We start from the raw sequence: 26,176 nt of genomic DNA, 5'->3' as shown, positions 1-26,176 counted from the left end.
TCCTGCCGATGCATTGTTTGCTGGGGAGGGGCACAATGCCATCAGCCCAGCCAGTCATCCAGATGCCGGGTAGGAGATAACCCCTTTTGTTGCGTCCATCAGCTGCACGCTTGAGTCATTTTCTGCCTTCACTGGGTTTGCTGGTGGCGGGGCTCGCGGCTGCGTACGTAAAGGACCTGAACGTCTTCTTCACTTCGTTGTTCAATGTGCTTCCGACCCTGGTTCTGCTGTTGGGCGGGGCGTACTGCTTTGTTTATCGACGTCAGCGCGAGCTGTTTCTGATGCTCACGGTGTATATCGCCTACTACCTGCTGGACACTCAGACCGATTACTACCGTGACCATGGCAAGGTCCGCGAAGATGCGGCGGTGATCTTTCACTTGGTCTGCCTGCTGCTGCCGGTGCTGTTCGGGCTGTATGCGGCATGGGAGGAACGAACCCATCTGTTCCAGGACATGGTCGCGCGGCTCGCGGTGCTTGTAGCGCTGGGAGGTGTGGCGGTGGGACTGGAGCAAAGTTATCCGGTCGAGCTGCAAGTCTGGCTGGCGGACATCCGCTGGCCTGCCCTGCATGGCGCATGGATGAGCCTGATTCAGTTGTCTTATGCGATGTTTCTGGTGTCCTTCGCGGTGCTGATCTGGCAATACCTGGAAAAACCGCGACCGCTGCATGCGGCCCAGATTGTCGGCCTGCTGGGTTTGTTCTGGGCATTGCCGAAAACCTTTATCCTGCCGTTCACGCTGAACATCCTCTGCAGTCAGGTGATGCTGATGATTGCCGCTGCGGTCGCTCACGAGGCCTATCAGATGGCCTTCCGTGACGAGCTAACCGGGTTACCTGGGCGTCGGGCGCTCAATGAGCGCATGCAGCGTCTGGGTCGCAACTATGTGCTGGCGATGAGTGACGTGGATCACTTCAAGAAATTCAACGATACCCACGGCCACGATGTGGGCGATCAGGTGCTGCGTCTGGTGGCCAGCAAGCTGTCGAAAATCACCAATGGTGGCGGCAAGGCCTATCGCTACGGTGGTGAGGAGTTCGCCATCGTTTTCGCTGCCAAGAGTATCGATGAGTGCATGCCGCACCTGGAAGCTATCCGCGAGACCATCGCCAGCTACGAGATTCAGCTGCGCAACAAGAACGATCGTCCCCAGGACGATCAGCAAGGCCGGCAGCGTCGCAGTGGCGCGCAGGCAGGCAGCGTGTCGGTGACGGTGAGTATCGGCGTTGCCGAACGCCAGCCGGAGCATCGCACGCCTGAAGAAGTGCTCAAGAGCGCCGACCAGGCGCTGTATGCGGCCAAGGGTGCCGGGCGCAATTGTGTGGTGGCTTATGGGCAGTTGAACCGACGCGGCGCTGTGCGCACAACTGAAGCCGCAACCTGATCAAACCCTGGCACTTCCCGTGACCTGTTATGACTATTCAGTCATGACACGACCCTATGTCTCTGAAATGTTGTTCGGTTAGACTCGTGGAACTCGACTGCTGATCTGCGTCGCTGGATGTATCGATCGGCTTCCCAAAGCATTTCGATCCGTGTTCACGAGGTTTGCCATGGCTGACTATAAAGCGCCACTGCGCGATATGCGCTTCGTCCTCAATGAAGTCTTCGAGGTGTCCAAGCTCTGGGCTCAACTGCCCGAGCTGGCCGAAACCGTCGACGCTGAAACGGTCGAAGCCATTCTCGAAGAAGCCGGTAAAGTGACCAGCAAGACCATTGCGCCGCTGAGCCGCAACGGTGACGAGGAGGGCTGCCACTGGAAGGACACCGTCGTCACCACTCCTGCAGGTTTTCCCGAGGCCTATAAGATCTACGCAGAAGGCGGCTGGGTCGGTGTGGGCGGTAACCCCGAATTTGGCGGCATGGGCATGCCCAAGGTGGTGTCGGCTCAGGTCGAAGAGATGCTCAACTCTGCCAGCCTGGCGTTCGGTCTGTACGCGATGCTCACCTCCGGCGCCTGCGTGTCGATAGACACCCACGCGACCGAAGCGCTCAAGACCAAATTTCTGCCCAATATGTATTCAGGCGTCTGGGCCGGGTCGATGTGCCTTACCGAGGCTCACGCCGGTACGGATCTGGGCATCATTCGCACTCGCGCCGAACCCCAGGCGGACGGCGCTTACCAGATCACCGGCAGCAAGATTTTCATCACCGGTGGCGAACACGACCTGACCGAAAACATCATCCATCTGGTGCTGGCCAAGTTGCCGGATGCACCGCCCGGCCCGAAAGGCATCTCGTTGTTTCTGGTGCCCAAGTTCATGGTCGGTGACGACGGCAGCGTCGGCGAGCGCAACGCCGTCAGTTGTGGCTCGATCGAGCACAAGATGGGCATCCAGGCGTCTGCAACGTGCGTGATGAACTTCGATGCCGCCACCGGTTACCTGATCGGTGAGCCGAACAAGGGCCTGGCGGCGATGTTCACGATGATGAACTACGAGCGCCTCGGCGTGGGTATCCAAGGGCTTGCGTCTGGCGTGCGTTCTTATCAGGCCGCCGTTGAGTATGCGCAGGACCGTCTGCAGAGTCGTGCCCCGACCGGTGCGCAGAACAAGGACAAAGCCGCTGACCCGATCATCGTCCACCCTGACGTGCGTCGCATGCTGTTGACCATGAAAGCCTTCAACGAAGGCGGCCGGGCGTTTTCCAGCTACGTCGCTCTGCAACTGGATATTGCCAAGTTCAGCGAAGACGATACCGCGCGCAAGCGTGCCGATGATCTGGCGGCGCTGCTGACACCGGTCTCCAAGGCGTTCCTGAGTGATATCGGTCTGGAAACCACCATCCATGGCCAGCAGGTATTCGGCGGCCATGGCTACATCCGCGAGTGGGGCCAGGAACAACTGGTGCGTGACGTGCGTATCACGCAGATCTACGAAGGCACCAACGGCATTCAGGCGCTGGACCTGGTCGGGCGCAAGATCGTCGGTTCGAATGGCGCGCTCTATCAGTTGTTCTCCGATGAAGTCCGCCAGTTCATCAACGGCTCAAGCAACGCGCTCAGCGAGTTCACTCAGCCGCTGAGCAAAGCCTTGAACATGCTCGATGAACTGACCGGCTGGGTGCTGGATCGGTCGCGCAACAACCCCAATGAAATTGGCGCAGCCTCTGTGGAGTACCTGCATCTGTTCGGTTACACGGCGTATGCCTACATGTGGGCCATGATGGCCAAGGCAGCACTGGGTAAAGAGCAGCAGGAGGAGTTCTACGCAAGCAAACTGGGGACCGCACGCTTCTACTTCGCACGTCTGCTGCCGCGTATTCACTCGCTGGATGCCTCGGTGCGCGCGGGCAGCGAGTCGTTGTACCTGTTGAAGGCGTCACAATTCTGACCCTGAAAAGTCTTGTAAGCATTTGCTTACACTACGTGACGCCAATTGGCCTCTTCCCAAGAAAGGGATCCAAAGTTAATCTTTGTTCATGGACGTAGCGCAGGAAGCGCAACAAGACATAACAGGGACACGTAGGGAAGCCTGCCAGGATGGCGGGGTGAAAGGGAAATCAGGGAAACAGTCTGGAAAGCCCCGCTTCGGCGGGGTTTTCTTTGTTTGCGTTTTGACAATTCTGTTTTCTTTCCGCTCGCAGCACACGCTGCTGTGCCCGTGTTGCAATGCTTGTCCTGAGCCCCTCCCGCTAAAGAATAATGGCGCGGTGCCAGAGCCGGTTGAACCCTCACCGCCGGCCAGGGTCGATTAGCTGTATGGCCAATCAGAGCCAATCAATCAGGAGCTTTTCATGGACATCATTCGTATCATTTTCGCCATTCTGCTGCCTCCGGTAGGCGTGTTCATGCAAGTAGGCTTTGCTGGCGCTTTTTGGTTGAATATCCTGCTGACCCTGCTGGGTTATATCCCGGGCATCATCCACGCGATTTACATCATCGTTTCGCGTAAGTAATACCTCGTCGCACTCGCTGATCGTTCCCTGATGCGGGAACGATCACACGGCCTGATCAGGCATCCAGCACATCCCGATAGAAACGCCATTCCTTCTCCAGCGCATCTGCCAGGTTATTTGCCTTGCGGAACCCATGATGCTCGTCCGCATAAAAGTGCGCTTCGGTCTTGATACCGTTGTCCTGCAAGGCCTTGAGCATGGACCGGGTCTGTTCGGGAACCACCACGGCATCCAGTTCGCCCTGAAAGAAAATGACCGGCACGCTGATGCTGTCGGCGTGCAGCAGGGGTGTACGAGCCTGATAGCGCTCTATGTCCTTGTCGGGATCGCCGATCAGCCAGTCCAGATAATCACCTTCGAACTTATGCGTCGCCCTGGCCAGTGCCACCGGGTCGCTGACCCCGTACAGACTGGCACCTGCGCGGAATACGTCGTGGAAGGCCAGCGCGCAGAGCGTGGTGTAGCCACCTGCACTGCCGCCGCGAATAAAAGCCTGTCGTTCGTCAATCAGGCCGCGCTCGGCCAGATGCTTCACGACTGCACAGGCGTCTTCGACATCCGCCACGCCCCAGGTGAGGTGCAGGCCTTGCCGGTACACGCGACCGTAGCCGCTGCTGCCGCGATAATTGAGGTCTGCGACGGCGAAGCCTCGGTGTGTCCAGTACTGAATGCGCGGGTCCAGCACCGGGTAGCAGGCAGAGGTCGGGCCACCATGGATGAACACCACCAGCGGCGGTTTTTCTGCGCCGGTCATGGCCGGATAGAAGTAGCCATAAGCCTCGGCCCCGCCACTGGGGTAACGCAACGTCTGAGGACGGCTGATCTGGTCGGCCGGCAGCGGCGACCCGCCTCCGGCAAGTACGTGAACACTGGCGTCGTGGCGAGAAATGGCCAGTACCGCAGAGGTGCTTATGGCCGAGGCCGCAATGCAATAGACGAACTCTTCGTCAATGGCGAGGCTGCGAAAGCGACTGTAGCCTGCGCTGAAATCCTCGACGCTGCCGTCGGCCTGGCACAGCCCCAGAACACTTGAACCTTCTGCAAACCAGCTCGCCAGGTAACCATCGTTGATCGGCAGCCAGGTGCAGCTGCCCATTTGCCAAGGCGCTGACGCATGATCCGCCGGACGGGCGGGAAGCGGCGCAAACCCGGAAGGCGATTCGCCCCACGGCTGCCAGTAACCTGCACGATCAGTCAGGCAATACAGACGCCCATGGGCATCGAAGCGCGGTTGTTGCAGAGACTCTTGCGCACCATCGCCTGCGATGCACTGCGCAGTGGCCCAACTGCCGTCGTCCTGTTTCGTTGCACACATCAAGCGAGTGCTGGTCCACGGCTGATGCGGGCGCTGCCATTCGATCCAGGCCAGGCGTCCGCCGTCGGCACTGACAATCGGCGATGAGTAGAAATCAGCGCCTTCGGCCAGCAACTGGCGCTTGCCGTCAGTCAGCTCGATAGCCACCAGTCGATGCGTGTTGCGGTCCTCTTCAACGGCCAGAATCTGGCCGCCGCTGAAGAACACGCCGCCGTAGCGCTTGTCGCCCTCGGTCAGCGCCACCGGCTCGCTGGCGTCCAGTGCCTGTCGATACAGTTGCTGATCGCGCTCGTTGACGAAGACTACGGCGTCGTCGGCGAGGCAGAATGAACCACCGCCATACTCATACACCCGGCTGCGTACGCTGAAGCCTTGTGGCGTCAGGCAGCGCTTGCTGTTGGCGTACCAGTGCCAGATGCGGCTGGCGCCGTCTTCGGGGCGGTATTCGTTCCAGAACAGGCCCGCCGAGCTGACATCCAGTTCGGCGAAGTCAACGCCTGCCGCGACCGCTTGCGCAGCGCTCAGGCGTTCAGGAGGATTTTGCGATGAGTCGTGAGTTTCGGTCATTGCGAAAGGCCAGCTCTTCAATGGTTTGAGTAGCGGTTTCGGACTCGTCACGAGCCTGAGTGATGATCCCGTGGTGATAGGATTTGCTGCACACCGGGTCGGCATTGGCGGCGTCGCCGGTCAGCATGAAGGCCTGGCAGCGACAGCCACCGAAATCCTTTTCCTTCTCGTCACACGAACGGCACGGCTCGGGCATCCAGTCGTAACCGCGAAAGCGATTGAAGCCGAACGAGTCATACCAGATGTGCTGCATGCTGTGATCGCGCACATTGGGGAACTGGATCGGCATCTGCCGCGCACCGTGGCAGGGCAGCGCCGTGCCATCCGGTGTCACGGTCAGGAAGATATTGCCCCAGCCGTTCATACAGGCTTTGGGACGCTCTTCGTAATAATCAGGAGTGACGAAAATCAGTTTGCATGGGTGATTTTCTGCCTCCAGCCGGGCGCGGTATTCGTTGGTGACGGCTTCGGCGCGGACCAGTTGATCTTTGGTCGGCAGCAGGCCGAGGCGGTTCAGGTGCGCCCAGCCATAGAACTGACAGGTCGCCAGTTCGACGAAGTCCGCTTCCAGCGCGAGACACAGCTCGATGATCTTGTCGATGCGATCAATGTTGTGCCGGTGGGTGACGAAGTTCAGCACCATCGGGTAGCCGTGCTTTTTAACCGCCTTGGCCATCTCCAGCTTCTGCGCGAAGGCTTTTTTCGAGCCGGCGAGCATGTTGTTGACCTGCTCGTCGCTGGCCTGAAAGCTGATCTGGATGTGGTCCAGGCCTGCTTCCTTGAAGGCGATGATCTTCTCTTCGGTGAGGCCGATGCCCGAGGTTATCAGGTTGGTGTAGAAGCCCAGACGCCGCGCCTCGGCGATCAGTTCGGCGAGGTCCTGGCGCACCAGCGGCTCGCCGCCGGAAAAGCCGATCTGCGCCGCACCCATTTCCCGCGCTTCCTGCATGACCTTGAACCACTGCTCGGTGCTCAGCTCCTGGCCCTGTTTGGCAAAATCCAGGGGGTTTGAGCAATACGGGCACTGCAGCGGGCAGCGATAGGTCAGCTCGGCGAGCAGCCACAGTGGCAGGCCGACCTCGGGAGTGGGCGGTATGTACGGGGTGTTGGTGACGGGTGCTATGTCAGACAAGATCGATCCAGTTTTTCTTTTTGGCGCCTTCCATGAACTCGTCGACGTCCATGCCCAGTTCGGGAACATTGGGGAACTGCTGATGAAGCTCATCAATGACGGCGGCGATGGTGCGCTTGCCATCGATCAGCCCGCCGATCAGGGCCGCGCTTTCATTCAGTTTGATCATGCCCTCAGGGTAAAGCACCACATGCGCCTTTTGCGCAGGCTCGTACTGGAAGCGATAGCCCTGATGCCATTTGGGTGTCAACGCTCGGAACTGCGGATCGTGCTTCATAGCGTAATCCCCTTATGCCAGACCCTTTGGTCTGTGACGCTGTGATACGGCGGGCGGTTCAGCTCATAGGCCATGGACATCGCATCGAGCATGCTCCACAGGATATCGAGTTTGAACTGCAGGATTTCCAGCATACGCTGCTGACCTTCGTACGTAGTGTAGTGCTGTAACGTGATGGCGAGGCCGTGCTCTACATCGCGTCGGGCCTGACCCAGGCGAGTGCGGAAATATTCGTAGCCGGCCGGATCGATCCACGGGTAGTGCTGCGGCCAGCTGTCCAGACGCGACTGGTGGATCTGCGGTGCGAACAGTTCGGTCAACGAGCTGCTGGCGGCTTCCTGCCAATTGGCGCGGCGGGCGAAGTTCACGTACGCGTCGACGGCAAACCGCACGCCTGGCAGCACCAGTTCCTGCGAGCGCAGCTGGTCCGGGTCCAGTCCCACGGCCTGGCCCAGGCGCAGCCAGGCTTCGATGCCGCCGTCTTCGCCGGGCGCACCGTCATGATCGAGCAGGCGCTGAATCCACTCGCGACGGATCTCGCGATCCGGGCAGTTGGCCAGAATCGCCGCGTCCTTGAGTGGAATGTTCACTTGATAGTAGAAACGGTTGGCGACCCAGCCCTGAATCTGCTCGCGGGTCGCTCGGCCCTCGTACATCGCCACATGGAACGGGTGATAGATGTGGTAATAGGCACCCTTGGCGCGCAAGGCCTGTTCGAATTCGGCGGGGGACAGCGCAGTCGCTTCGCTCATGTCAGCTCCTAAAGCTCGATGCTCATGCCATCGAAGGCCACTTCGACGTTGCGACGAACCAGCTCCGCACGTTCCGGGGAGTCTTCGTCGAGAATCGGGTTGGTGTTATTGATGTGGATAAGCACCTTGCGCTGCTCGGGGAAGCCTTCGAGGACTTCCAGCATGCCGCCGGGGCCGTTCTGTGCCAGATGGCCCATCTCCCGGCCGGTGCGCGTGCCCACGCCACGGCGCTGCATTTCGTCGTCGTCCCACATGGTGCCGTCGACCAGCAGGCAGTCGGCGTCACGCATCTTCTCGGCCAGTGCTTCATCGACCTTGCCCAGGCCTGGGGCATAGAACAGCTTGCCGCCAGTGCGGGTGTCTTCGACCAGCAGGCCGATGTTGTCGCCCGGGTGCGGGTCGAAACGGTGTGGCGAGTAGGGCGGGGCGGCGCTGCGCAGCGGGAAGGGCGTAAAGCGCAGGTTCGGGCAGGCCGGAATCACGAAGCTGCCCTGCAACTCGATGCGGTTCCAGGTCAGGCCGCCGTTCCAGTGCTTGAGCATTTCGAACAGCGGGAAGCCGGTGCTCAGGTCCTCATGAACCATGTCGGTACACCACACCTGATGCGGGCAGCCTTCACGCAGGCTGAGCAGGCCGGTGGTGTGGTCGATCTGGCTGTCCATCAACACGATCGCGCTGATGCCGGTGTCACGCAATGTGCGCCCGGGCTGCATCGGCGCAAAGCCCTGCAATTGCGCGCGAATATCCGGTGAGGCGTTGCACAGCACCCAGTTGATACCGTCGTCGGACAGCGCAATGGACGACTGGGTCCGCGCATGGGCACGCAGGCTGCCGTCGCGAAAACCTGCGCAATTGACGCAGTTGCAGTTCCACTGGGGGAATCCACCGCCAGCAGCAGAACCTAGAATCTGGATGTACATGACAGCTCCCGGGACACGCTCTGAAATAAAAAACAGCCATAACCATAAAAAAAGCCCCGGCGAACCGAGGCTTCACAGCGCACTGAAATCAACGGCTTGCGAAGTACATGGTGACTTCAAAACCGATACGCAGATCAGTGTAAGCAGGTTTAGTCCACGACATAAAAATCTCCTCGGATAAGTGCAGCGTTGGGTGACTACATCTTAGTGCATCGCTGGAGGCATACGTTCAGATGCTTAGGGAGCTATGTTACTCAATTTCACAATTGGACAGGTTCGGAATCTGCAGAAAAGACCATTACTGTTCAGGTAAGGATTGCGGAACGGCCGCGCTGGCAGGGCGATTGGCCACGATCAGCCAGCCCCCTGTGGCGCTGATCAACTGATCCGCAGAGGCCAGCAACGAGTGTGTATCCAGATTTGACAGAGCCCCCTGCAAGGTCTGCGCATGGTCACCCCGGTGCCCGGCAAGTTGAGCCTGCCACTGCAGGTCGGCACGCTGTTGCTGCGGCAGGCTCGACGGCTCGAACTGCGCTGCAAGGGCGTTTGCCTGTTCAGGCAAATCTGCGTCGCGCACCAGTTGCGGCAGTTTGCCGATAAAGGCCCCGATGTGCGCAAACAGCTGTTGGGCACTGCTGGTGGGTGATTGCACGCCGAACAGCAAGCCGGTCCGTCCGTCGATCTGCCTGAGGCCACTGAACACCGCGTAGCCCAATTGCAGTTCGACCCGCAGCCGCTGATAGAACGGCGCTTGGGCCAGGTGCGCGAGCAGACGCCAGGCGGCTTCATCTTCGATGGAAGTCGTGGGCGCGGGGCAGAACACCAGCACGGCGTCTTCCGAGGAGGACGATACTTGCGTCGCCCAGTGCTTGCCAGCGCGAATGGTCGGCAGATCGGGCGGGGAGGTTTGCCGAACGCCGGGTGCCGCATTCAACACCGCGTCCAGCATTGACTGGCGGGCCGGGTCGAAGCCGCTGGTTAAACTGCTCCAGCGCGAAGCCGCCCATACGTCAGGAAGGTCGCTTATGGCCACCTCCGGGTCACTGCGCAGGTAGTGATCGGCAAGCTGCTTGAGCAACTGACGAATCGGGATCAATACCGGTTCGTCGTGTTCCAGCGTGTGTGCATCGGGGTGCTGCAAGCGCTGCAGGCTTTGTTGCAGGACCGCCACCATCGGTTCGCGCAAGCCGTTCAATTGAAGCTGCCAATAAGGGCCGTACGCAGTGAAGGTCAGGGTTACCCCGGCCTGACGTGCGTCTTCGACCAGTGGCTTGAGCGCGGCATCGAGTCTCCGCCAGAAAGCGGGTTGCGGGGACGGCAGTTGCCAGCGCAGGTACAGCGCGGCTTCAGCGGGGTCGTCCGCTGCCGTACCAAGAAACGGATTCGGCGCTGGCAGGTGCCAAGTGACCGGCTCTGGATCGAGGTTATCCACATCAGCGGTGAGCTTCGACAGTAATGCGCTTAAGGCTTTTTGGCCTTGCTCGCTCAACTGCGCGGGCGTTTGGCGACAGTGGTGGTTTGCCAGAGCCAATGCTCCGCACATCTGCAGACGGCGTTGTTCGAGACGGTGGTATTCCTCGATTCGCGTTGGCCAGTGAGCCTTGAAGAAACCGAGCCAGCTGAAAAGCAGGCTGCTGATAGGGGTCGCGTTCGCCAGGTCGCCCGTAAACTCGATATCCAGCAAAAGCTGCCCGCCGAACTGGTAAAGCGGCGCGGCGTGCAGTGAAGTGCCAAGCCCCTTGCGGACCAACTCGGCAACCAGTCCGCCAGGCTGCGCTGCATTGAGCCAGTGACAGAAGAAGGCCACCGCTTCGTCAGCCTTGTCCGGCAAGTCCTCAACAGCAAACAGCAGATGGTTTTGCTCGCCAGCCTGTCGAGGACTGGCCATCAATGCTGGAGGCGGGCGCTGTTTGAGCTTCATCCCGCTGGCGAAAACTGTGCCGTGGTTTGTCGCCAGCGCCTGTAATTCAGCGATCGGCAGCGGGCCAGTCAGGCACAGGGTCATCTGTCCGGCTTGATAGAAGCCTCGATAAAAGTCTTTCAACGCTTGCTGAAAAGCCGGGTTGGGCACTGGCAGGCTATAGCGATTGCCGGCGTGAAAGCCGCGCAGCGGATGCTGTGGGTTGATCGCTGTCAGTAGGCGCGCCTGATCGCGGGATGCGCTATCGCCGAGCCAGGCGATGAATTCGGCGTGCAGCACTTCGCGTTCGCGCAATTGATCTGCGATGTCCATGCGCGGCTTGGCAAGCATGTCGCACAGGCGCTCCAGCCCTTGGGCGAAGGCGGCTTGCGGCAGTTCGAAGAAGAAGTCAGTGGTGCGCTCGCGGGTGCTGGCATTGACCTGCCCGCCATGACGCTGCACAAAGGTCATCAAGTTGTCCCCGGCCGGGAAGCGTTCGGTGCCGAGGAAAAACAGATGCTCCAGAAAATGCGCCAACCCTGGCCAAGCCCGAGGCGCATCGTGACTGCCGGCTGCCACGCGCAACGAGGCCGCACAGCGCTTGAGCCGTGGCTCGTGACACAGCACCACATTCAGACCGTTGGCCAGCGTGAGGCGTTGAGTGTCAGTGGCGTGTGCGGCAGGCATGAGGGGCGTCCGGAAAGCTGTGCGAGGCGAGGCGTCATGCTAGCGGATTAGCTGACCTGATCGCGAGCCTGCTGCTCAAAGCTGCGAAATAGAGGACGCAAAGGGGCCGCCAAGCTTCCCGACAATGCATCGCTTGAAAGACCGTCTTCGCGAACAAGTTCGCCCCTACCCCTCGGGCAGAAGGCTGTTTTTGATTCTGCCCAACGGGCGTAGGAGCGGACTTGTCCGCGAAGGGGCCGTCAAGCTTTCCGAAAATGCATCGCTTGAAAGACCGTCTTCGCGAACACGTTCGCTCCTACCCCTCGGGCAGAAGGCTGTTTTTGATTCTGGCCAACGGGCGTAGGAGCGGACTTGTCCGCGAAGGGGCCGTTAAGGTTTCCAAAAATGTATCGCCTGAGCGAGCGTCTTCGCGAACACGTTCGCTCCTACTCCTCGGGCAGGAGGCCGTTTTTGATTCTGCCCAACGGGCGTAGGAGCGGACTTGCCCGCGAAGGGGTCGCCAAGCCTTCCGAACATGCATCGCCTGAGCGAGCGTCTTCGCGAACAAGTTCGCTCCTACCTCTCGGGCAGGAGGCCGTTTTGATTCTGCCCAACGGGCGTAGGAGCGGACTTGTCCGCGAAGGGGCCGTTAAGCTTTCCGAAAATGCATCGCTTGAAAGACCGTCTTCGCGAACAAGTTCGCTCCTACCCCTCGGGCAGGAGGCTGTTTTTGATTCTGCCCAACGGGCGTAGGAGCGGACTTTTCCGCGAAGGGGCCGTTAAGGTTTCCAAAAATGTATCGCCTGAGCGAGCGTCTTCGCGAACACGTTCGCTACGGGCTCCGGCCAGAATCAAAAGCGGGCTTGTGTATGACGATGGTCGCGGAGCGTGGGCACGATAGTTATAGGATTATTCCGCACGCTCTGGTGTGGGAATGATCCATCCGGCTGATCTGATCAAGTCAGCGACGTATAAAGCGCCGGGCGGCGATCCATGAAGTAGTCGTTCGCGGTTCTGGCCTGGGCCAGCAGTGACTTGTCCAGCGTGCCGACCAGCAGCGCTTCGTCCTGACCTGCCAGCAATGGACGGCTGCCGTCCGGCGCGCAGAGGCTGCTGAGCCCGCAGTAACAAATCGCGCCTTCGCTGCCGCAGTAGTTGGCATACACCACGTAGCAGTGATTCTCGAAGGCCCGCGCCCGAACCGTCACGTCGCAGACGAAATCGTAAGGCAGCATGTTTGCGGTGGGGACCAGAATCAACTCGGCCCCTGCCAGGGCCAGCCGACGGGTGTTTTCAGGGAATTCCACGTCGTAGCAAATCAGCAGGCCCAAGCGCCAGCCATTCAATTCGACCACCGGGTAATGATCGTCGCCTGCGGCGAACATCGACTTGTCCAGATCGCTGAACAGATGTGTCTTGCGGTAGTTGCACAGGCGTGTGCCCTGGCTGTCGATCAACTGTACAGCGTTGTAGATCTGCCGATCGGCAGCACGTTCCGGATAGCCGTAGAGGATCGCAATGCCGCTGGCCTGTGCGATGGTGGCAATGCGCGTCGCTGCCGGACCGTCCTGCGTCTGCGCCAGCTCACCGACAGCCTGAGCGCCGATGTTGTAGCCGCTGAGGAACATTTCCGGACAGATCAGCAGCTGTGCCCCTTGCTCGGCGGCGGCCTGAGCCTGCTGTTCCAGGCGAGTCAGGTTGCCGCTGACATCCAGCGGCAATGGCGGGCATTGATACAGCGCAACGCGCATGGGGTTTTCCTTATGTCAGTCGCCCAGTGCAATCGGGCCGATTTCGTGGAACACATCACCGGGGCCGGGGTTCTCGGCGTGAGTCTTGCCGCCGAAGTGGTTCATGATCCCCCACACGGCGTTCAGTGAAGTCTGCACAGCGCCTTCGACCCACGCCGGTGTCCAGGACACATCGTCGCCGGCGATGAACATGCCGCGCTGTTCGCTGGGCATATCTTGCTGCATGAAGTGCGCGTACATGCGCTGGTTATAGCGGTAATGGCCCGGCAATGCACCCTTGAACGCACCCAGGAAGTGCGGATCGGCTTCCCATGACACGGTAATCGGATCACCGATGATCCGCGCTGCGATGTCCACTTTAGGGTAGATCTTCTTCAAGGCGTCCAGCGCCAGCTTCACCCGCTTCTCGATGGGCTGCGGGAGCATCTTCAGAGCATCGCTCATCCACGAATAGGACAGGCAGATCACGCCGGGTTTGTCGTCGCCGTTATCGAACAGGTAAGTGCCACGGGTCAGCCGGTCGGTGAGGGTCATGCTCATCAGGTCGCGACCGGTTTCCGGGTCTTTGTCCTTCCAGAACGGGCGGTCGACCATCACGAAGGTCTTTGACGACTGCATGTAGCGGGTGCGGTCCAGGGCCATCCACATTTTCTGCGAAAACAGCGACTCTTCGCACTCGATCTGCGTGGTCAGCAGCCAGCTCTGGCAGGTGGTCAGCACGGCAGCGTACTGCCGGGTGTCGCCCCAATTGTCAGTCACCGCAAAACTGCCATCCTCGGCGCGTGCAATGCGCTTCACGCCGGGACGTGGTGCGCCGCGGTGCAACGACGACAGGCTGGTGCCCTTGGGCCAGTGCGCGCAATGCTCGGGTACATGGCTCCACAAGCCAACCGGCACTTGCTGCACGCCGCCGACGATCAGATGCTGGTGCTCATCGCAGTTGGTCATCACCACGCGGAAGATTTCCAGCATCGAGTTGGGGAAGTCCGAGTCCCAGCCGCCCGTGCCGAAGCCCACCTGGCCAAACACTTCGCGGTGAAAGAAAGACAGGCTGGCGAAGGCCTTGGAGGTCGCGACAAAGTCATAGAACGTGCGGTCGTCCCATAACGGCACCAGCTTGTTCCACAGTTCTTTGAGGCGCGGCACATCGCGATCGCGGATGGCCTGCTGGATGTCCCCGAACTGCGAGCCGCTTTCCAGTGCGTCGGCCCAGGCGTCGGCGACCTCCTGAAACAGCGCCGGCAGGTCCGAGAGCATTTGTGCGTAGTAGGTGGTGCCTTCCAGGTCGATAACCGTGCTGCCGGACGCCGCAGTCAGCGGGTTGGGGAAGGGCCTGGACTCAAGGCCCAGCTTGTCGACGTAATGGAAGAACGCTGTCGAGGACACCGGAAAGCGCATGCCGCCCAGTTCGGCAACGATGCCTTTGGCGCCTTCGAACTCCTGCGAGCGCAGGCGGCCACCCATTTTCGAGGCTTCGTACACCACCGGCTTGAGGCCCATCTTCATCAATTCGTAGGCCGCCACCAGACCGGCTATCCCGGCACCGATAATTGCCACCTCAGCGCCGTGGTTCTCCACAGGGATGCTGCCCAGGCCTTTCGGGTGCTCAATCCAGTCATCGAAGGCGAAGGGGAAATCGGGGCCGAACATGGTGATTGGCTTTTTGCCGTTGGCGGGGTGACGGTTGTTCTTCATGACGGACCTTGATGGGCAACGGCGAAAAACAACAGTCTAGAGAAGGGCGGACACGTTAATAAGACGCAAAGTGTCGTCGATATGCTGTTTGTTTTGGCTAAGTGACGAATATGCTGGTCGGTTTGTATGGTTGATCGATCGAGGCGTTCAGTTACACCGGCTGGCCGCGGTCGATCTTGCTGCTGAGGATGATCGAGGTCGTGGTCTTCTCGACACCATCCACGCTGCCGATCAGGTCCAGTAACTGGTCCAGTTGCTCGGGAGAATCCGTGCGCAGCCAGGCGACATAATCGAACTCGCCACTCACCGCACAGAGTTGCTGAACCTGCGCCATGGCACTGAGGCGCCGCACCACTTCCTTGCCCGAGCGGGGTTGTACGGTGATGCCGACATACGCCTGCAACCCGCCACTGACCACGCGCTGGCCAAGGCGCACGCCGTAACCGGTAATCACTTTGCTGCTTTCCAGGCGCGCGAGCCGCGAGGTGACGGTGGTGCGGGCGATGCCCAGTTGCCTGGCGAGCATGGCGACGCTTTCACGCGCGTTGATTTGCAGCGCGGCAATCAGCTGGCGATCAATTTCATCCAGTACAGGCGGGCGGGTATCGGGCACGGGCGGTTCCTTAAAACTTCCAGCGTTTGGCGGTCTTGGCCAGACGCGCCTGCAGGCCGTCGAGGTTGAGCGCCAACTGCTGAGTCATCAAGTGGTAGCCCTTCAGCTCGGTAGGGATGACGGCCTTCACTGCAGGTGTCGCTGGTGTCTCTGGTGTTTCCGTCGTACGTTCCAGACGCTCGGTGGCCCCGGTTTGCAGGGCGCGCGCCATGCCGATCAGTTGCCGGCGAATCTGGCGGTAGTCAGCGTCCAACGATGCCTTGAGTGTCTCGTCAGCAAGCTGATTCAGGTTCGCCGGGCGAATATTGGCAAGAATCTCCAGGGTGCTCAGGCACATGCGGAAGTGGCCCTGAATGGCGTCCAGCTCGACCATGGACATCTTCACTTCCTTGGACACCGACGGCAGCAGCGAGCGCAATTGCAGCATCGTTCCGTTGAGCCTGGCGGTCAGTTTCAAATGCTCGTCAGCGGTAACCGGCTGGCCCTGCACGATGCGCCCGTAGACCTTGGCGCAGTCACGCAAACCACTGGCCAAATTGTAGCGCCAGGAAAACACCGCATACAGCGGCAGGGCGAAGGAGAACGCCAGGGCCAGCGCGATACCAATCAGGATATCGACGGTACGCCACAGGCCGTCACTGATCGGGTTGTAACCATGACCGGCAACGATGAACAACGTGATCGCCGACAGCAGCGCGGTGTAACCGCCTTTGCCAATGGCGTGATAGGCGAAGAAACCGCACATCACCGACATCATTGCGTAGGTCAGCAACGGCATTTCCAGATAGCCCTGCTGGACCACCACGATCAGACCGAGACCGGCACCGATCAACGTTCCGTAGGCCCGTTCGACCGACTTCTTGCCGATATTGCCGTGATGCTGCAAACCGCCGATCACGATCAGCATGGTCACCGACGCCCACTCGCCATGGGGCAGGTTGAGGCCAGTGGTCAGCAGAATAGTCACCAGCAGGCCCACCGCAATCCGCGCCGCGTGGATCAGCCGCGCATGCCGATAACGGCGATACGGGTCCAGCAAAGGACGCAGAACAGGGCGAAGCCAGGAGGGTATGAAAGCAGAGCGCGAATTCGTCATGCGTTAAGAGACCGCGAGGGTAGGGAAGAGATTCCCTGATTGGATGATGGCAGTCCTCAGTAAGCCACATTTTGATGGGGTATGGGTGGGGTATGTCGATGATCAGTGACGTGGCATTGCGCACTTAAGGTGTAGGAATGAAGCGCCGAGGGCAGTGATCACGATTTTTATGTGTAATTAAGATGTCACTTAATGACACTTTATGAGGGTTAATGTGTTCTTTCGTGATCTATTATTTTCGGGTCCACGTAGCTATCCGTGTTACTTTGTTTTTTCTCGAACTCCTGCGCCTGCCCGCTGGTAACTGCTCATGAAGGCTTTTTTCCCCGTTCAGTGCACCGACACGCTTTTGCGCATTGCCCTGCTGGTAAAGCAGACCAGGTTGCAGCAAGGCATCCGCCAGGTCGATCTTGCCGAAAGGCTGGGCATCTCGCTTCGTACGTTTCGACGTATCGAGGCAGGGAATGCCGAAGGCGTATCGCTGCGTGACTTCATGCTGGTGGTCTGGGGGCTGGGGGTGTCGGAGCGATTGTTTCAAGGGCTTAGGGATGACGAGTCGTTCAGTGTCGAGCAGCTTGAAGCTGCCGACCGAAAGCGTGTCCGCCTGCCTCGACACAAGCCGGAGGACTTCTGATGGCCCAGGCTTATATCTACATGGAATGCCCTGTCAGCGGAGAGAGACTGACGCTGGGCAAGCTGACGATTCAGGCTGGCGTCGGGACATTCCAATATGCACCGGATGCGGTGCAGGAAAACATCTGGGTGCCGGATCCTTTCAGGTATCCACTGTCCACGCGATCCTACACCGTGACTAAAAATGGTGGCGTCCCGGGTTTTATCGATGATGCCATGCCCGATGGTTGGGGAGAGCGGTTGCTGCATCGGGTTGAAAAAGGCCCGTTGGACTCGATACAGCTGCTGCTCAAGTCGCCCAACAGCGACAGAGCGGGCAATATCATGGCCGGCCTGTCGCGTGTCGCGCAGGACGGGCTGGGCCAGACGCCTCCCAAAGCCTTTCGTGCCAAAGGGCTCGATCATTTCATCGATGCCTGTGAAGCGATCTATGACAGCCAGCTCAGCGCCGAGCAGCTGGAGGTTCTGAAGGTAAGGGATCAGCGATCTTCCGCTGGTGGCGCACGCCCCAAGCGAACTTATCTGGGCGACAGAAAACTGATTCTGGCCAAGCCTCGCGACAAATTCGATCACTATGACCTGCCCTCCGTTGAGCACGCCTGCATGACCTTCGCAGGGCTTAAAGGGTTGCAGGCGGCCAACACCTCTCTGTATCGCGGCGAGCGGATCAATACACTGTTGGTCGAGCGTTTCGACCGCGCTTTTGATGAGCAAACCCATCGCTTCCGCCGACTGCCGATGCTCAGCGGCTTGACCTTGCTGGACGCCGAGTGGAAGGCCCGTACGCACCCCGACTGGCAATATGCGGCACTCGCCGATGAGCTGTATCGTCGTGGTGCGCCTGACGTTGATCGGCAGGCGCTGTATCGGCGCATGGCCTACAACGTGCTGGTCGGCAATGCCGATGACCATCCCCGTAACCACGCAGTCATCTGGAAAGAAGGTGGCTGGAGGTTATCGCCGATGTACGACGTACTGCCCATTCTGGACGAAGGGCCTGCTCAGGCACTTGCCATGTCAGTCGGCATCGAAGGGTCGCGTCTCAACCGAGGCAATCTGCTCAGTCAGCACGCTCACTTTGCCTTGAGCAAGGAACAAGCCGAGGCGGCGCTGGACGAGGTGGCCGGTTGGGAAGCCGAACTGCATGATTACTACAGCCAGTTTCTGTCCGGTGCGGAACTGGATGCTACAGTCGATGCGACCAGTGGCGCACGTCTGAAGCGCTAGCAGCTCCTTCTGCTGTGTAGGGTTCTACGGCAAGGGCAGATTGATCTGGTAGCGAGTGCTGCGGCCTCCACCGGGTAGGCGAACCAGGCAGTTTTTGGCAAGCAGATCACTTAAGTGGCGGGTAGCGGTGGCCTTCGAGACCTTCGCCACTGCCTGATACTGCGCTGCGCTCAGACCGTTCTCAAAGCCACGCTCGCCGCCATCCAGTAGCCGATTCAGCACCTTGACCTGTTCGACGCTCAGGTCGTTGTCGCGATGTAATAGCCAAAATCGCGTTTTGCCCAGTACTCGTTCTATATGAACCAAGGCGTTTTCAATGCTTTTCAACAATGTGCGCAGGAACCATTCCAGCCACTCGGTGATATCGGTCGTGCTTTTCTGACTGGTCTCCAGAACGTGGTAATAGCCGGCGCGGTCAGCAAGGATGCTGGCGGACATGGCAAACAGTCGTATGGCTTGCTGATCGCCCTGAGTCAGCGCCAGGTCTGTAATGGCCCGAGTCAGGCGACCATTGCCGTCGTCAAACGGATGCAGGGTTACAAACCAGAAATGCGCGATACCTGCCCGCACGAATGGATCGAGCGTCGGATCACTTTGACTGCTGGCAAACCAGTCGAGAAAATCTTCCAGCTGTTGCTCAAGTCCAGCCCGCGGTGGCGCTTCAAAATGCACGATGTGTCGATCAAGTCTCCCTGAGACCACCTGCATAGGTTCGTCGCTACGCAATTGACCAACCAGGATGCGAGCAGACACAAAGCTGTCCTCTTCCGGGAACAGCCAGCGATGCCAGGTACACAGACGTTGCAAGTCAAGTGGCTGATCATGACCACGTGTGGCGTCCAGCATCAGCTCGGCCAACCCCTCGCTGCGAGGGCTATGCTTGCCGTTATCGGCGATCCCCAGGCGGCGTGCCAGCGACGACCTGACAGAATCTGCATTCAGTCGCTCGCCTTCGATGGCGGACGAAGTGACGATATTCTGCAGCAGGGCATTCAAGCCCTCGCACATTTGCGCATCGCCACCCACTGCACCGCTCATACCCAGCAAGCGACCTTGAGCCTTGGCGCACGCTCGTATCAACGGTGCAAGGCGTTCTTCGCGCCAATGGAAGCGCGGCCAGTTCGGCTGTTGCCAGATCCAGAGATGTTCGGACATCGTATCCGCCTATGCAGTGAGCCGAATAAAAAGTTAATCGGCTCATGAAGTGAGCCGATTGTGGTGATTATTCGGCTCACCGTCCAGATGTGCTTATCGAGGCGGCACGGATTACGTGAGAGCTCATCACGGTCTGTGAGTCATTGAACCCGAAGTGTGAGGCGTCTGCTGTAACTCGCGCAGCAATGTGGCGGGTGACTCTCACACCGCATCCTGCTAGATCAACTGTATAGCCCCGGACCAGGGCGCTGTTCAACGACCTCTGCTTTTGCTCATTGAGTTGCAAGTCCGACACATGAACACCTGGTGGGCAATCCGCCACCTTCGTTTTGTTGTTCAAGATTCGTACAGCCAGCCTTTGCCATATTCGCCTTGCCAGCCTGTTCTCTTGCCTCGGTGAGAGCTGCAGCGCTCCAGCCAAGATGTATCAAAACGGACATATTCCGGACACGCAACGACCACAGAATTCGCGCCAATCGCTGACGGACCGGCTCATAACCAGAAAATCTCAGGCACCTCCTTCAGACGAGCTAATACCTGCTGCCATGAATAACCTGAACCTGTCGACGCTAGGCCAGAACGAACAATCGCTGGACGTGATTTACGGTCCTATTCAACCTGAGCTGCTACGTGAGGAAGTGCTGGCCGATCTGCTCGAAGCCAGTGCCCGGCGCAATCCGCAGCATGTGGCATTGATCTTCGGCGAGCGTCAGATCAGTTATGGCGAGCTGGACCGGCAGGCCGATCAGGTGGCTTCTGCGCTGATCGATGCGGGTGTTCGGCCGGGGCACATTGTCGGTCTATGGTTGCCACGCGGCATCGAGCTGCTGGTCATGCAGGCCGGCATCGCCAAGGCGGGCGCTGCCTGGCTGCCCTTGGATCAGGACACGCCGGTGGAGCGCCTGCAGATTTGCCTGGAGGACGCCAGCGCAGTCGGGCTGGTTTCCTGTGATGCGTTGATGCCGGTGTTGGCCGATACCGGCTTGAAGGTGTGGACTGCCGAACACCTGCTGACGCCGACCGACGCAGCGTTGGTGCGCCGCAATGGTGTGCTTCCCGAACATCCAGCCTATGTGATCTATACCTCCGGCTCTACGGGCAAGCCCAAGGGCATTCTGATTTCCCAGCGCAGCATCTGCCATTTTCTGCGCAGCGAGAACGCGATACTCGGCATTCGGGCCAGCGACCGGGTTTACCAGGGCTTTTCCGTGGCCTTCGACATGTCCTTCGAAGAAATCTGGATTGCCTATCTGGTGGGCGCGACGCTGTGGATAGGCCCGAAGGAAACCAGCGGTGACCCCGAAACCCTGCCGCGCTTGCTGAATGAGCAGCGCATCAGCGTCTTGCATGCGGTGCCCACTTTGCTGGCGCTGTTCAGCGAAGACGTTCCCGGCTTGCGCTTGATCAACCTGGGCGGCGAGATGTGCCCTGAGTCGCTGGTAGATCGCTGGGCAACGCCGAACCGGCAGATGTTCAACACCTACGGCCCTACCGAAGCCACTGTATCGGCCAGCCTGGCGCGTCTTTCGCGTGGTCGCCCGGTGTCGATTGGCAAACCGTTACCCAATTACGGGCTGTTGGTCATCGCCAACGATTCTGCGGTCGGGAGCACCCTGGCGCCCAGCCTGCTGCCGCGTGGTGAGGTCGGTGAGCTGTGCATTATCGGCCCCGGCCTGGCCGAGGGGTATCTTGGCCGACCGGACCTGACCCAGGAAAAATTCCTGCCGAACCCATGGTCCACCGGCTATCACGATGCGCGTCTGTACCGAACCGGCGACCTTGCCCGGATCGACGACGAAGGGCAGGTGCAGTGCCTCGGGCGGGCCGACGATCAGGTAAAAATTCGCGGCTTTCGCGTCGAACTGGGCGAGATTGAATCGCTGTTGGCGCAACAGCCTGGCGTGGGCACCGTTGCCGTCCTGTTGCGCAACGAGGCGGGCGTTGATCAGCTGATTGCCTATCTGGTGAGCGACACTTCTGCGCCTTCCGCATTCACAAGTCAGTTGCGCAAAACCCTGCAGGCACAGTTGCCGCCGTACATGGTCCCGGGACACTTCGAACTGCTCGACAGCATGCCGCGCCTCACGTCCGGCAAAATCGATCGCAAAACGCTCAAGGCCCGGCCGTTGACGGTGGATGCCAAGGCCGCCAGCGCAGACTCCGATGTGGCGCAAACCGAAGGTGAGATCGCACTGTTTGCCGCGCTGAGCACGCTCTTCCCCGGCATGCCGATCCGCCGCGATGCGGACTTTTTTACCGATCTGGGTGGGCATTCCTTCTTTGCCGCGCGTCTGGCCTCGGCGCTGCGGGCCAACCCGCGTTTCGCCCAAGTCACGGTGCGCGACATTTACCAGCATCGGCGTATCGGGGCGATTGCCAAAGTGCTGGACCAGGCGCCACAAGAGGTGGACGCGCCGGTGGACTGGACGCCTCCGTCAGCCTGGCGTCGCTGGCGCTGCGGCGTGGCCCAGGCGCTGGCATTGCCGGTCATGGTCAGCCTGCGCATGACCCAGTGGCTCGCACCGTTCTTTACCTATCACCTGCTCACCGGCTCGCCCGACGACTCTGTCGCGCTGGCCACTCTGGCGTCGATCTCGGTGTTTCTGATTGCCACCGTTCTGCAGTTTTTCATCGCGCTGGCAGCCAAGTGGCTGATCGTCGGCCGCCTTAAGCCTGGGATCTATCCGCTGTGGGGCGTTACCTACTTTCGCTGGTGGGCCGCAGACCGCATGGTCGAGTCGGCGCCGACTTATCTGCTGAGCGGCTCTTCACTTTATCCTCTGTGGCTGCGCGCACTGGGCGCGAAAATCGGGCAGGACGTGATTATCGGCGGGGCTACAGTACGGGCTCATGACCTGCTGGAAATCGGTGACGGGGTCAGCGTCGGCAACGGTGTCAGCTTCGAAAATGCGCGGGTTGAACGGGGCCAGTTGCATTTGGGGCGTATCGCCTTGCAGGACAATGCCTGTGTCGGCTCTTACGTGATCATGGAAGGCAATACGGCTGTAGGCCCGTGGGGGCATCTGGAAGCCCAATCGGCCATGGCCGATGGTCGGGAAGTTCCCGCTGGACGCATCTGGCAGGGCTCGCCAGCGCGTGATGTCGGCGCGTTCGATACGCTCGGTCAACCTGCGCGGCCTGTGACCAGCCCTGCGCGTTTGCGGGCAGAAAAACTGTTCTTCGCCTTCGGCGTACTGCTGATCGCGACGCTGTTCTTCATCCCGGTCTTCCCGACCTTTTTCCTGATCGACTGGTTCGACACGCAGCATGTCTTGCCATGGTTCGAGGGCAGCGGGCCACTGGGACAACTGGCGCGCTATTTCCTGCTCGCGTTCCCGGCCAGTGCGGTGCTGATTGTCGCGACTGTTCTGGCGTCTGCGGCATTGCGCTGGATCGTTTTCCCGCGCCTCAAACCGGGCCGTTATGAGGTGCACAGCAATACCTACTGCGCCAAATGGCTGATCAGCCAGATTCAGGAAGCGAGCCTCAACGTGCTGTCCGGCATCTACGCCACGGTGTATTCGCCCTTCTGGTATCGGCTGTTGGGCGCGAAAGTAGGGCGTGATGCCGAGATCTCCAGTGCGCAGGGCGTCATCCCGGACATGCTGACCCTGGGCGATGAAACCTTTATCGCCGATGCGGTGATGCTCGGTGATGAGCGCATCGACGGCGGCTGGATGACCATGCAGCCCACGGTCGTGTCCCATCGCAGCTTTGTCGGCAACGGCGGATACATCGCGGACGGCACGGTACTGCCGGAAAACGTCCTGATCGGCGTCCATTCCTGCGCACCGCACAACAGCAAAATAGTCGACGGCGACACCTGGCTGGGCTCCCCACCGATCCACCTGCCGGCCCGCGAGCAGGTCAGTGGCGCTCCCGAATCGCTGACCTTCAAACCTTCACCACTGCGACGCCTGGCCCGCGGCCTTGTCGAAGGCGTGCGCATCGTCACCCCGCACGCGGTGGTGATCGCCGTCGGCTACACGGTGATGCTTGACCTGATGCCTCTCGCTGACGACAAGCGCTGGGGCGCGGTGCTGGCCTACCTTGCAGTGATCGGCGTGGCGTACAGCGTGGGTAACTTTCTGCTGATTGCGGCCCTGAAATGGCTGGTGATGGGCCGCTATCGCAAACGCGCTGACCCGATGTGGACGCCCTTCGTATGGCTTTCGGAGGGCATCACCAGTCTGTACGAAGGCATGGCCGCGCCAAACTTCATGCGCTACTTGCGCGGCACGCCGTGGTTGCCGCTGGCGTTCAATGTGCTCGGCTGCAAGATTGGTCGCGGGGTTTACATGGACACGACCGACATCACTGAATTCGACTGCGTCAGCATCGGCGCAGACAGCGAATTGAACGCTGGCGCCTGCCCGCAGACCCACCTGTTTGAAGACCGAGTCATGAAGATCGACCACGTCAGCATCGGCGAACGCGTGTACATGGGCCCACGCAGCGCCGTGCTGTACAGCGCCGTCGTAGGCAACGATGCGCACCTTGGCGCACTGACCCTGGTCATGAAGGGCGAACACATCCCTGCCGGCAGCCGCTGGGCCGGTTGTCCCGCGTCACCTGACAGGGCATGAAGTGCGGGGCGAGCTGGGCATTCGATGAAGATGGCCGGCTTGCCCCGCCAAAGCCTTTCCCTCGGCAGAATGTATTGCTGGTCAGCTGCGTTACCAGGCCGGGCTGTGCAAGGGATGAAGCCAGAAACCGCATTCGGACTTGCGTGCGTACCGCCGTGGAACAGTGGCTCGAATTGCCATCGGGCGCGATCACGTTCATCAGCGCCCCTGGTGTCGCGCCGCGATTGCTTATCGACGGGCTGCCGGTGCCCGGGTTTTCCATCAGCCACGAAACCGGATGCTCGCTGGCTGCCATCAATCTCCAAGGCGCAGTGGGCGTGGACTTGATGCAGGTTCAGACGGTGCCGGACTGGCATGCTGTCGCGCAGGATTATCTGGGGGCTGAGGTTGCTACCGGCCTGTCAGGCTTGCCCGAGTCGATTCGCACTATGGCGTTTGCCAAGGCATGGTGCAGGCGCGAAGCGTTTTTGAAGTTGCACGGCTTGGCGCTTGAGGAATGGACGGCAGTGGGCGGGTTGCAGGGTGTGGGGGTCGAGGTTGAATTGGGGGAGGGGATGGTGGGGGTGGTGGCGTTGAGTCAGGTTTTGATGGACTACATGAATCAGGCTGAGCGGCACACGGCACCTTGATTGATCTCGTCCTCTGAGCTCAAGCAGTGTTCTCCGCTATTGGGGTTTGCGGCCTGTTGAGCCGCATCGACACTCACCCCCGCAGAGCTTTTCGCTCTGCGGTCATCATCTCTTATCACCGCAACGTCTGTATCGCGTTGGACCGGATTATTCCGGCGTTTGCGCACCGCTGGTCCTGGACATTTCAACAGGCTTGGTCGCCGCGTTGAAGAAAGCCAGGTGATAGGCCAGGCCGACGAACACCGCGCCGCCCACCGCGTTACCCAAAAATACCGGAACGAAGTTGTCGCCGAACTGCGCCCAGCTCAAGGCGCCGGCAAAGATCGCTGCAGGAATGACGAACATGTTGGCGACGATGTGCTGAAAGCCGATCGCGACGAATGCCATCACCGGAAACCACATGCCGACCACTTTACCGATCACATCCTTGCTCGCGTAGCTGAGCCACACCGCCAGGCACACCAGCCAATTGCAGCCAATACCCGAGATGAAAGCCTGTTCGAAGCTGGCCCCCACCTTGGCATTGGCGATGGCCACAGTCTTGGCCATGAAGGCGCCTTCAGTCAGCCCCACCACATGGCCGAAACAATAGGCGACGAACAGCGCGCCGATCAGGTTGGCCAGCGTCACCAGCACCCAGTTGCGCACCAACTGACCCAGACCGATACGCCCGGCGAACAGCGCCATGGGCAGGCTCATCATGTTGCCAGTCAGCAACTCACCGCCAGCCAGCACCACCAGAATCAGCCCGACCGGAAACACCACAGCGCCAAGCAGATTGCCCAGCGACGCCCACTCGTGAGGGATCATGGTGCTGACATGAATATCGAGAAGAAACCCGAGGGCAATGAACGCCCCCGCCAGAAAGCCCAGGATCATCAACGACGGCAGGCCCAGGTGGGCCTTCTTGACGCCGCTTTCGACGGCAATTTCAGCGATTTGCTGCGGGGTGTTCAAAGACATGGTGGGCTCGTGCGTGGTCGTGGGCTGAGCGGGGGGATTAAAAGCTCAAGCGGTGCGCGCATCTGTCGCACCGGGAAACAACGTTACGGAATGTTTCGGAGGATGGCTAATCGGATGTTTTGATCGGGTGATTGAGAGGGTCGATGAGTGGGCAGGTTTGCGCGGGGTTGGGCTTATAGTTGTTTGGTTGGCAGGTTTGTAGTGGGTCGACTAAACCCGATCACTGAGTTGTCAGCGACCGAGCCACCTTGGAAACGCTGACTCAAGCGCTCAAGCCAGCGGATTCTGACGCAACTGCAGGCAACGGAGCAAGGCGCCAAGGCTTCTGTAGGACGTTTACTCGTTTCGCAACATGATCCTGTTTTTTACTGCATCCGGCTTGGTATTGCCCGGCATCACCC

20 protein-coding genes are annotated in these 26,176 nt (G+C 59.9%); 7 read left to right on the top strand and 13 right to left on the bottom strand.

Features of this window, described 5'->3' with window-relative positions; all coding sequences use genetic code 11:
* The first annotated feature begins 86 nt into the window (after positions 1–86).
* The 3 genes from JOE39_RS17330 to JOE39_RS17320 all read left to right on the top strand — a co-directional run bounded on the left by JOE39_RS17330 (position 87) and on the right by JOE39_RS17320 (position 3,898).
* Positions 87–1,385 (top strand): GGDEF domain-containing protein, encoded by a 1,299-nt coding sequence (locus JOE39_RS17330; RefSeq protein WP_003422647.1) that lies wholly within the window; start codon positions 87–89, stop codon positions 1,383–1,385.
* A 169-nt stretch (positions 1,386–1,554) separates the two neighbouring features.
* On the top strand, positions 1,555–3,333 hold the full coding sequence (locus JOE39_RS17325) for an acyl-CoA dehydrogenase C-terminal domain-containing protein (protein WP_004415706.1): 1,779 nt from the start codon (positions 1,555–1,557) through the stop codon (positions 3,331–3,333).
* A 403-nt stretch (positions 3,334–3,736) separates the two neighbouring features.
* Positions 3,737–3,898: a YqaE/Pmp3 family membrane protein gene (locus tag JOE39_RS17320; protein ID WP_002555565.1), complete on the top strand. Its 162-nt coding sequence runs from the start codon at positions 3,737–3,739 to the stop codon at positions 3,896–3,898.
* Between the two features lie 55 nt (positions 3,899–3,953).
* Here the strand turns inward: JOE39_RS17320 and JOE39_RS17315 are convergent, their stop codons facing one another.
* The 11 genes from JOE39_RS17315 to JOE39_RS17265 form a co-directional block, all read right to left on the bottom strand.
* Positions 3,954–5,780: a S9 family peptidase gene (locus JOE39_RS17315; protein ID WP_046266862.1), complete on the bottom strand. Its 1,827-nt coding sequence runs from the start codon at positions 5,778–5,780 to the stop codon at positions 3,954–3,956.
* Positions 5,743–6,912, bottom strand: a complete 1,170-nt coding sequence (pqqE, locus tag JOE39_RS17310; RefSeq protein WP_003393569.1) for a pyrroloquinoline quinone biosynthesis protein PqqE — start codon at positions 6,910–6,912, stop codon at positions 5,743–5,745. Before pqqE ends, JOE39_RS17315 begins: the two co-directional genes overlap by 38 nt.
* Positions 6,905–7,189 carry a pyrroloquinoline quinone biosynthesis peptide chaperone PqqD gene (gene pqqD, locus JOE39_RS17305; protein WP_003393568.1) on the bottom strand — a complete coding sequence of 95 codons (285 nt, stop codon included), beginning with the start codon at positions 7,187–7,189 and terminating at the stop codon, positions 6,905–6,907. The genes pqqE and pqqD overlap by 8 nt, the downstream gene beginning before the upstream one ends.
* Positions 7,186–7,941 (bottom strand): pyrroloquinoline-quinone synthase PqqC, encoded by a 756-nt coding sequence (gene pqqC / locus JOE39_RS17300; RefSeq protein ID WP_003402120.1) that lies wholly within the window; start codon positions 7,939–7,941, stop codon positions 7,186–7,188. Before pqqC ends, pqqD begins: the two co-directional genes overlap by 4 nt.
* An 8-nt stretch (positions 7,942–7,949) precedes the next feature.
* Positions 7,950–8,861, bottom strand: a complete 912-nt coding sequence (gene pqqB, locus JOE39_RS17295; protein WP_003316206.1) for a pyrroloquinoline quinone biosynthesis protein PqqB — start codon at positions 8,859–8,861, stop codon at positions 7,950–7,952.
* 88 nt (positions 8,862–8,949) lie between these two features.
* A complete protein-coding gene (gene pqqA / locus JOE39_RS17290) occupies positions 8,950–9,024 on the bottom strand; it encodes a pyrroloquinoline quinone precursor peptide PqqA (RefSeq protein WP_003422658.1) in 75 nt (24 codons plus the stop codon).
* A 135-nt stretch (positions 9,025–9,159) separates the two neighbouring features.
* Positions 9,160–11,448 (bottom strand): pyrroloquinoline quinone biosynthesis protein PqqF, encoded by a 2,289-nt coding sequence (pqqF, locus tag JOE39_RS17285; RefSeq protein ID WP_057444936.1) that lies wholly within the window; start codon positions 11,446–11,448, stop codon positions 9,160–9,162.
* A gap of 935 nt (positions 11,449–12,383) precedes the next feature.
* Positions 12,384–13,178, bottom strand: a complete 795-nt coding sequence (locus JOE39_RS17280; RefSeq protein ID WP_074909515.1) for a carbon-nitrogen hydrolase family protein — start codon at positions 13,176–13,178, stop codon at positions 12,384–12,386.
* Positions 13,179–13,193: 15 nt separating this feature from the next.
* Positions 13,194–14,873 carry an NAD(P)/FAD-dependent oxidoreductase gene (locus tag JOE39_RS17275; RefSeq protein WP_209995550.1) on the bottom strand — a complete coding sequence of 560 codons (1,680 nt, stop codon included), beginning with the start codon at positions 14,871–14,873 and terminating at the stop codon, positions 13,194–13,196.
* Positions 14,874–15,024: 151 nt separating this feature from the next.
* Positions 15,025–15,486 carry an Lrp/AsnC family transcriptional regulator gene (locus JOE39_RS17270; RefSeq protein ID WP_003395085.1) on the bottom strand — a complete coding sequence of 154 codons (462 nt, stop codon included), beginning with the start codon at positions 15,484–15,486 and terminating at the stop codon, positions 15,025–15,027.
* 10 nt (positions 15,487–15,496) lie between these two features.
* On the bottom strand, positions 15,497–16,582 hold the full coding sequence (locus JOE39_RS17265) for an FUSC family protein (protein ID WP_003422666.1): 1,086 nt from the start codon (positions 16,580–16,582) through the stop codon (positions 15,497–15,499).
* Between the two features lie 310 nt (positions 16,583–16,892).
* Here JOE39_RS17265 and JOE39_RS17260 point away from each other — a divergent pair, with 310 nt between their 5' ends.
* Together JOE39_RS17260 and JOE39_RS17255 are read left to right on the top strand one after the other, a co-directional pair.
* On the top strand, positions 16,893–17,216 hold the full coding sequence (locus JOE39_RS17260; RefSeq protein ID WP_003316216.1) for a helix-turn-helix transcriptional regulator: 324 nt from the start codon (positions 16,893–16,895) through the stop codon (positions 17,214–17,216).
* Entirely contained in the window at positions 17,216–18,442 is a 1,227-nt protein-coding gene (locus tag JOE39_RS17255) for a type II toxin-antitoxin system HipA family toxin (protein ID WP_161421595.1), read from the top strand. The genes JOE39_RS17260 and JOE39_RS17255 overlap by 1 nt, the downstream gene beginning before the upstream one ends.
* A 24-nt stretch (positions 18,443–18,466) precedes the next feature.
* Here JOE39_RS17255 and JOE39_RS17250 read toward each other — a convergent pair whose 3' ends face one another.
* Positions 18,467–19,597: a Fic family protein gene (locus tag JOE39_RS17250; RefSeq protein WP_161421597.1), complete on the bottom strand. Its 1,131-nt coding sequence runs from the start codon at positions 19,595–19,597 to the stop codon at positions 18,467–18,469.
* 545 nt (positions 19,598–20,142) lie between these two features.
* On the opposite strand from JOE39_RS17250, the gene JOE39_RS17245 reads away from it, so the two are divergent.
* Together JOE39_RS17245 and JOE39_RS17240 are read left to right on the top strand one after the other, a co-directional pair.
* The gene (locus JOE39_RS17245) at positions 20,143–24,183 is read left to right on the top strand and encodes a Pls/PosA family non-ribosomal peptide synthetase (protein ID WP_209995553.1); all 4,041 of its coding nucleotides are present in this window, start codon (positions 20,143–20,145) and stop codon (positions 24,181–24,183) included.
* Positions 24,180–24,812, top strand: a complete 633-nt coding sequence (locus JOE39_RS17240; protein WP_210078545.1) for a 4'-phosphopantetheinyl transferase superfamily protein — start codon at positions 24,180–24,182, stop codon at positions 24,810–24,812. The genes JOE39_RS17245 and JOE39_RS17240 overlap by 4 nt, the downstream gene beginning before the upstream one ends.
* 147 nt (positions 24,813–24,959) lie before the next feature.
* On the opposite strand, the gene JOE39_RS17235 is transcribed toward JOE39_RS17240, so the two are convergent.
* Positions 24,960–25,775, bottom strand: coding sequence for a formate/nitrite transporter family protein (locus JOE39_RS17235; protein WP_016569150.1), 816 nt, complete (start codon positions 25,773–25,775; stop codon positions 24,960–24,962).
* Positions 25,776–26,176: the final 401 nt, after the last annotated feature.

Source organism: Pseudomonas sp. PvP100 (assembly GCF_017833055.1).
In the GTDB taxonomy this organism is placed as follows: domain Bacteria; phylum Pseudomonadota; class Gammaproteobacteria; order Pseudomonadales; family Pseudomonadaceae; genus Aquipseudomonas; species Aquipseudomonas syringae.
Note: the sequence above shows the minus strand (reverse complement) of the source record. Positions and strands in the feature narration are given on the sequence as shown.

Coding starts and splice junctions, on each gene's coding strand:
- JOE39_RS17325 (WP_004415706.1), top strand. CDS start 1,555: ATGGCTGACTATAAAGCGCCACTGCGCGATATGCGCTTCGTCCTCAAT.
- JOE39_RS17320 (WP_002555565.1), top strand. CDS start 3,737: ATGGACATCATTCGTATCATTTTCGCCATTCTGCTGCCTCCGGTAGGC.
- JOE39_RS17315 (WP_046266862.1), bottom strand. CDS start 5,780: ATGACCGAAACTCACGACTCATCGCAAAATCCTCCTGAACGCCTGAGC.
- pqqD (WP_003393568.1), bottom strand. CDS start 7,189: ATGAAGCACGATCCGCAGTTCCGAGCGTTGACACCCAAATGGCATCAG.
- pqqC (WP_003402120.1), bottom strand. CDS start 7,941: ATGAGCGAAGCGACTGCGCTGTCCCCCGCCGAATTCGAACAGGCCTTG.
- pqqB (WP_003316206.1), bottom strand. CDS start 8,861: ATGTACATCCAGATTCTAGGTTCTGCTGCTGGCGGTGGATTCCCCCAG.
- pqqF (WP_057444936.1), bottom strand. CDS start 11,448: ATGCCTGCCGCACACGCCACTGACACTCAACGCCTCACGCTGGCCAAC.
- JOE39_RS17280 (WP_074909515.1), bottom strand. CDS start 13,178: ATGCGCGTTGCGCTGTATCAATGCCCGCCATTGCCGCTGGATGTCAGC.
- JOE39_RS17275 (WP_209995550.1), bottom strand. CDS start 14,873: ATGAAGAACAACCGTCACCCCGCCAACGGCAAAAAGCCAATCACCATG.
- JOE39_RS17265 (WP_003422666.1), bottom strand. CDS start 16,582: ATGACGAATTCGCGCTCTGCTTTCATACCCTCCTGGCTTCGCCCTGTT.
- JOE39_RS17260 (WP_003316216.1), top strand. CDS start 16,893: ATGAAGGCTTTTTTCCCCGTTCAGTGCACCGACACGCTTTTGCGCATT.
- JOE39_RS17255 (WP_161421595.1), top strand. CDS start 17,216: ATGGCCCAGGCTTATATCTACATGGAATGCCCTGTCAGCGGAGAGAGA.
- JOE39_RS17250 (WP_161421597.1), bottom strand. CDS start 19,597: ATGTCCGAACATCTCTGGATCTGGCAACAGCCGAACTGGCCGCGCTTC.
- JOE39_RS17245 (WP_209995553.1), top strand. CDS start 20,143: ATGAATAACCTGAACCTGTCGACGCTAGGCCAGAACGAACAATCGCTG.
- JOE39_RS17240 (WP_210078545.1), top strand. CDS start 24,180: ATGAAGTGCGGGGCGAGCTGGGCATTCGATGAAGATGGCCGGCTTGCC.
- JOE39_RS17235 (WP_016569150.1), bottom strand. CDS start 25,775: ATGTCTTTGAACACCCCGCAGCAAATCGCTGAAATTGCCGTCGAAAGC.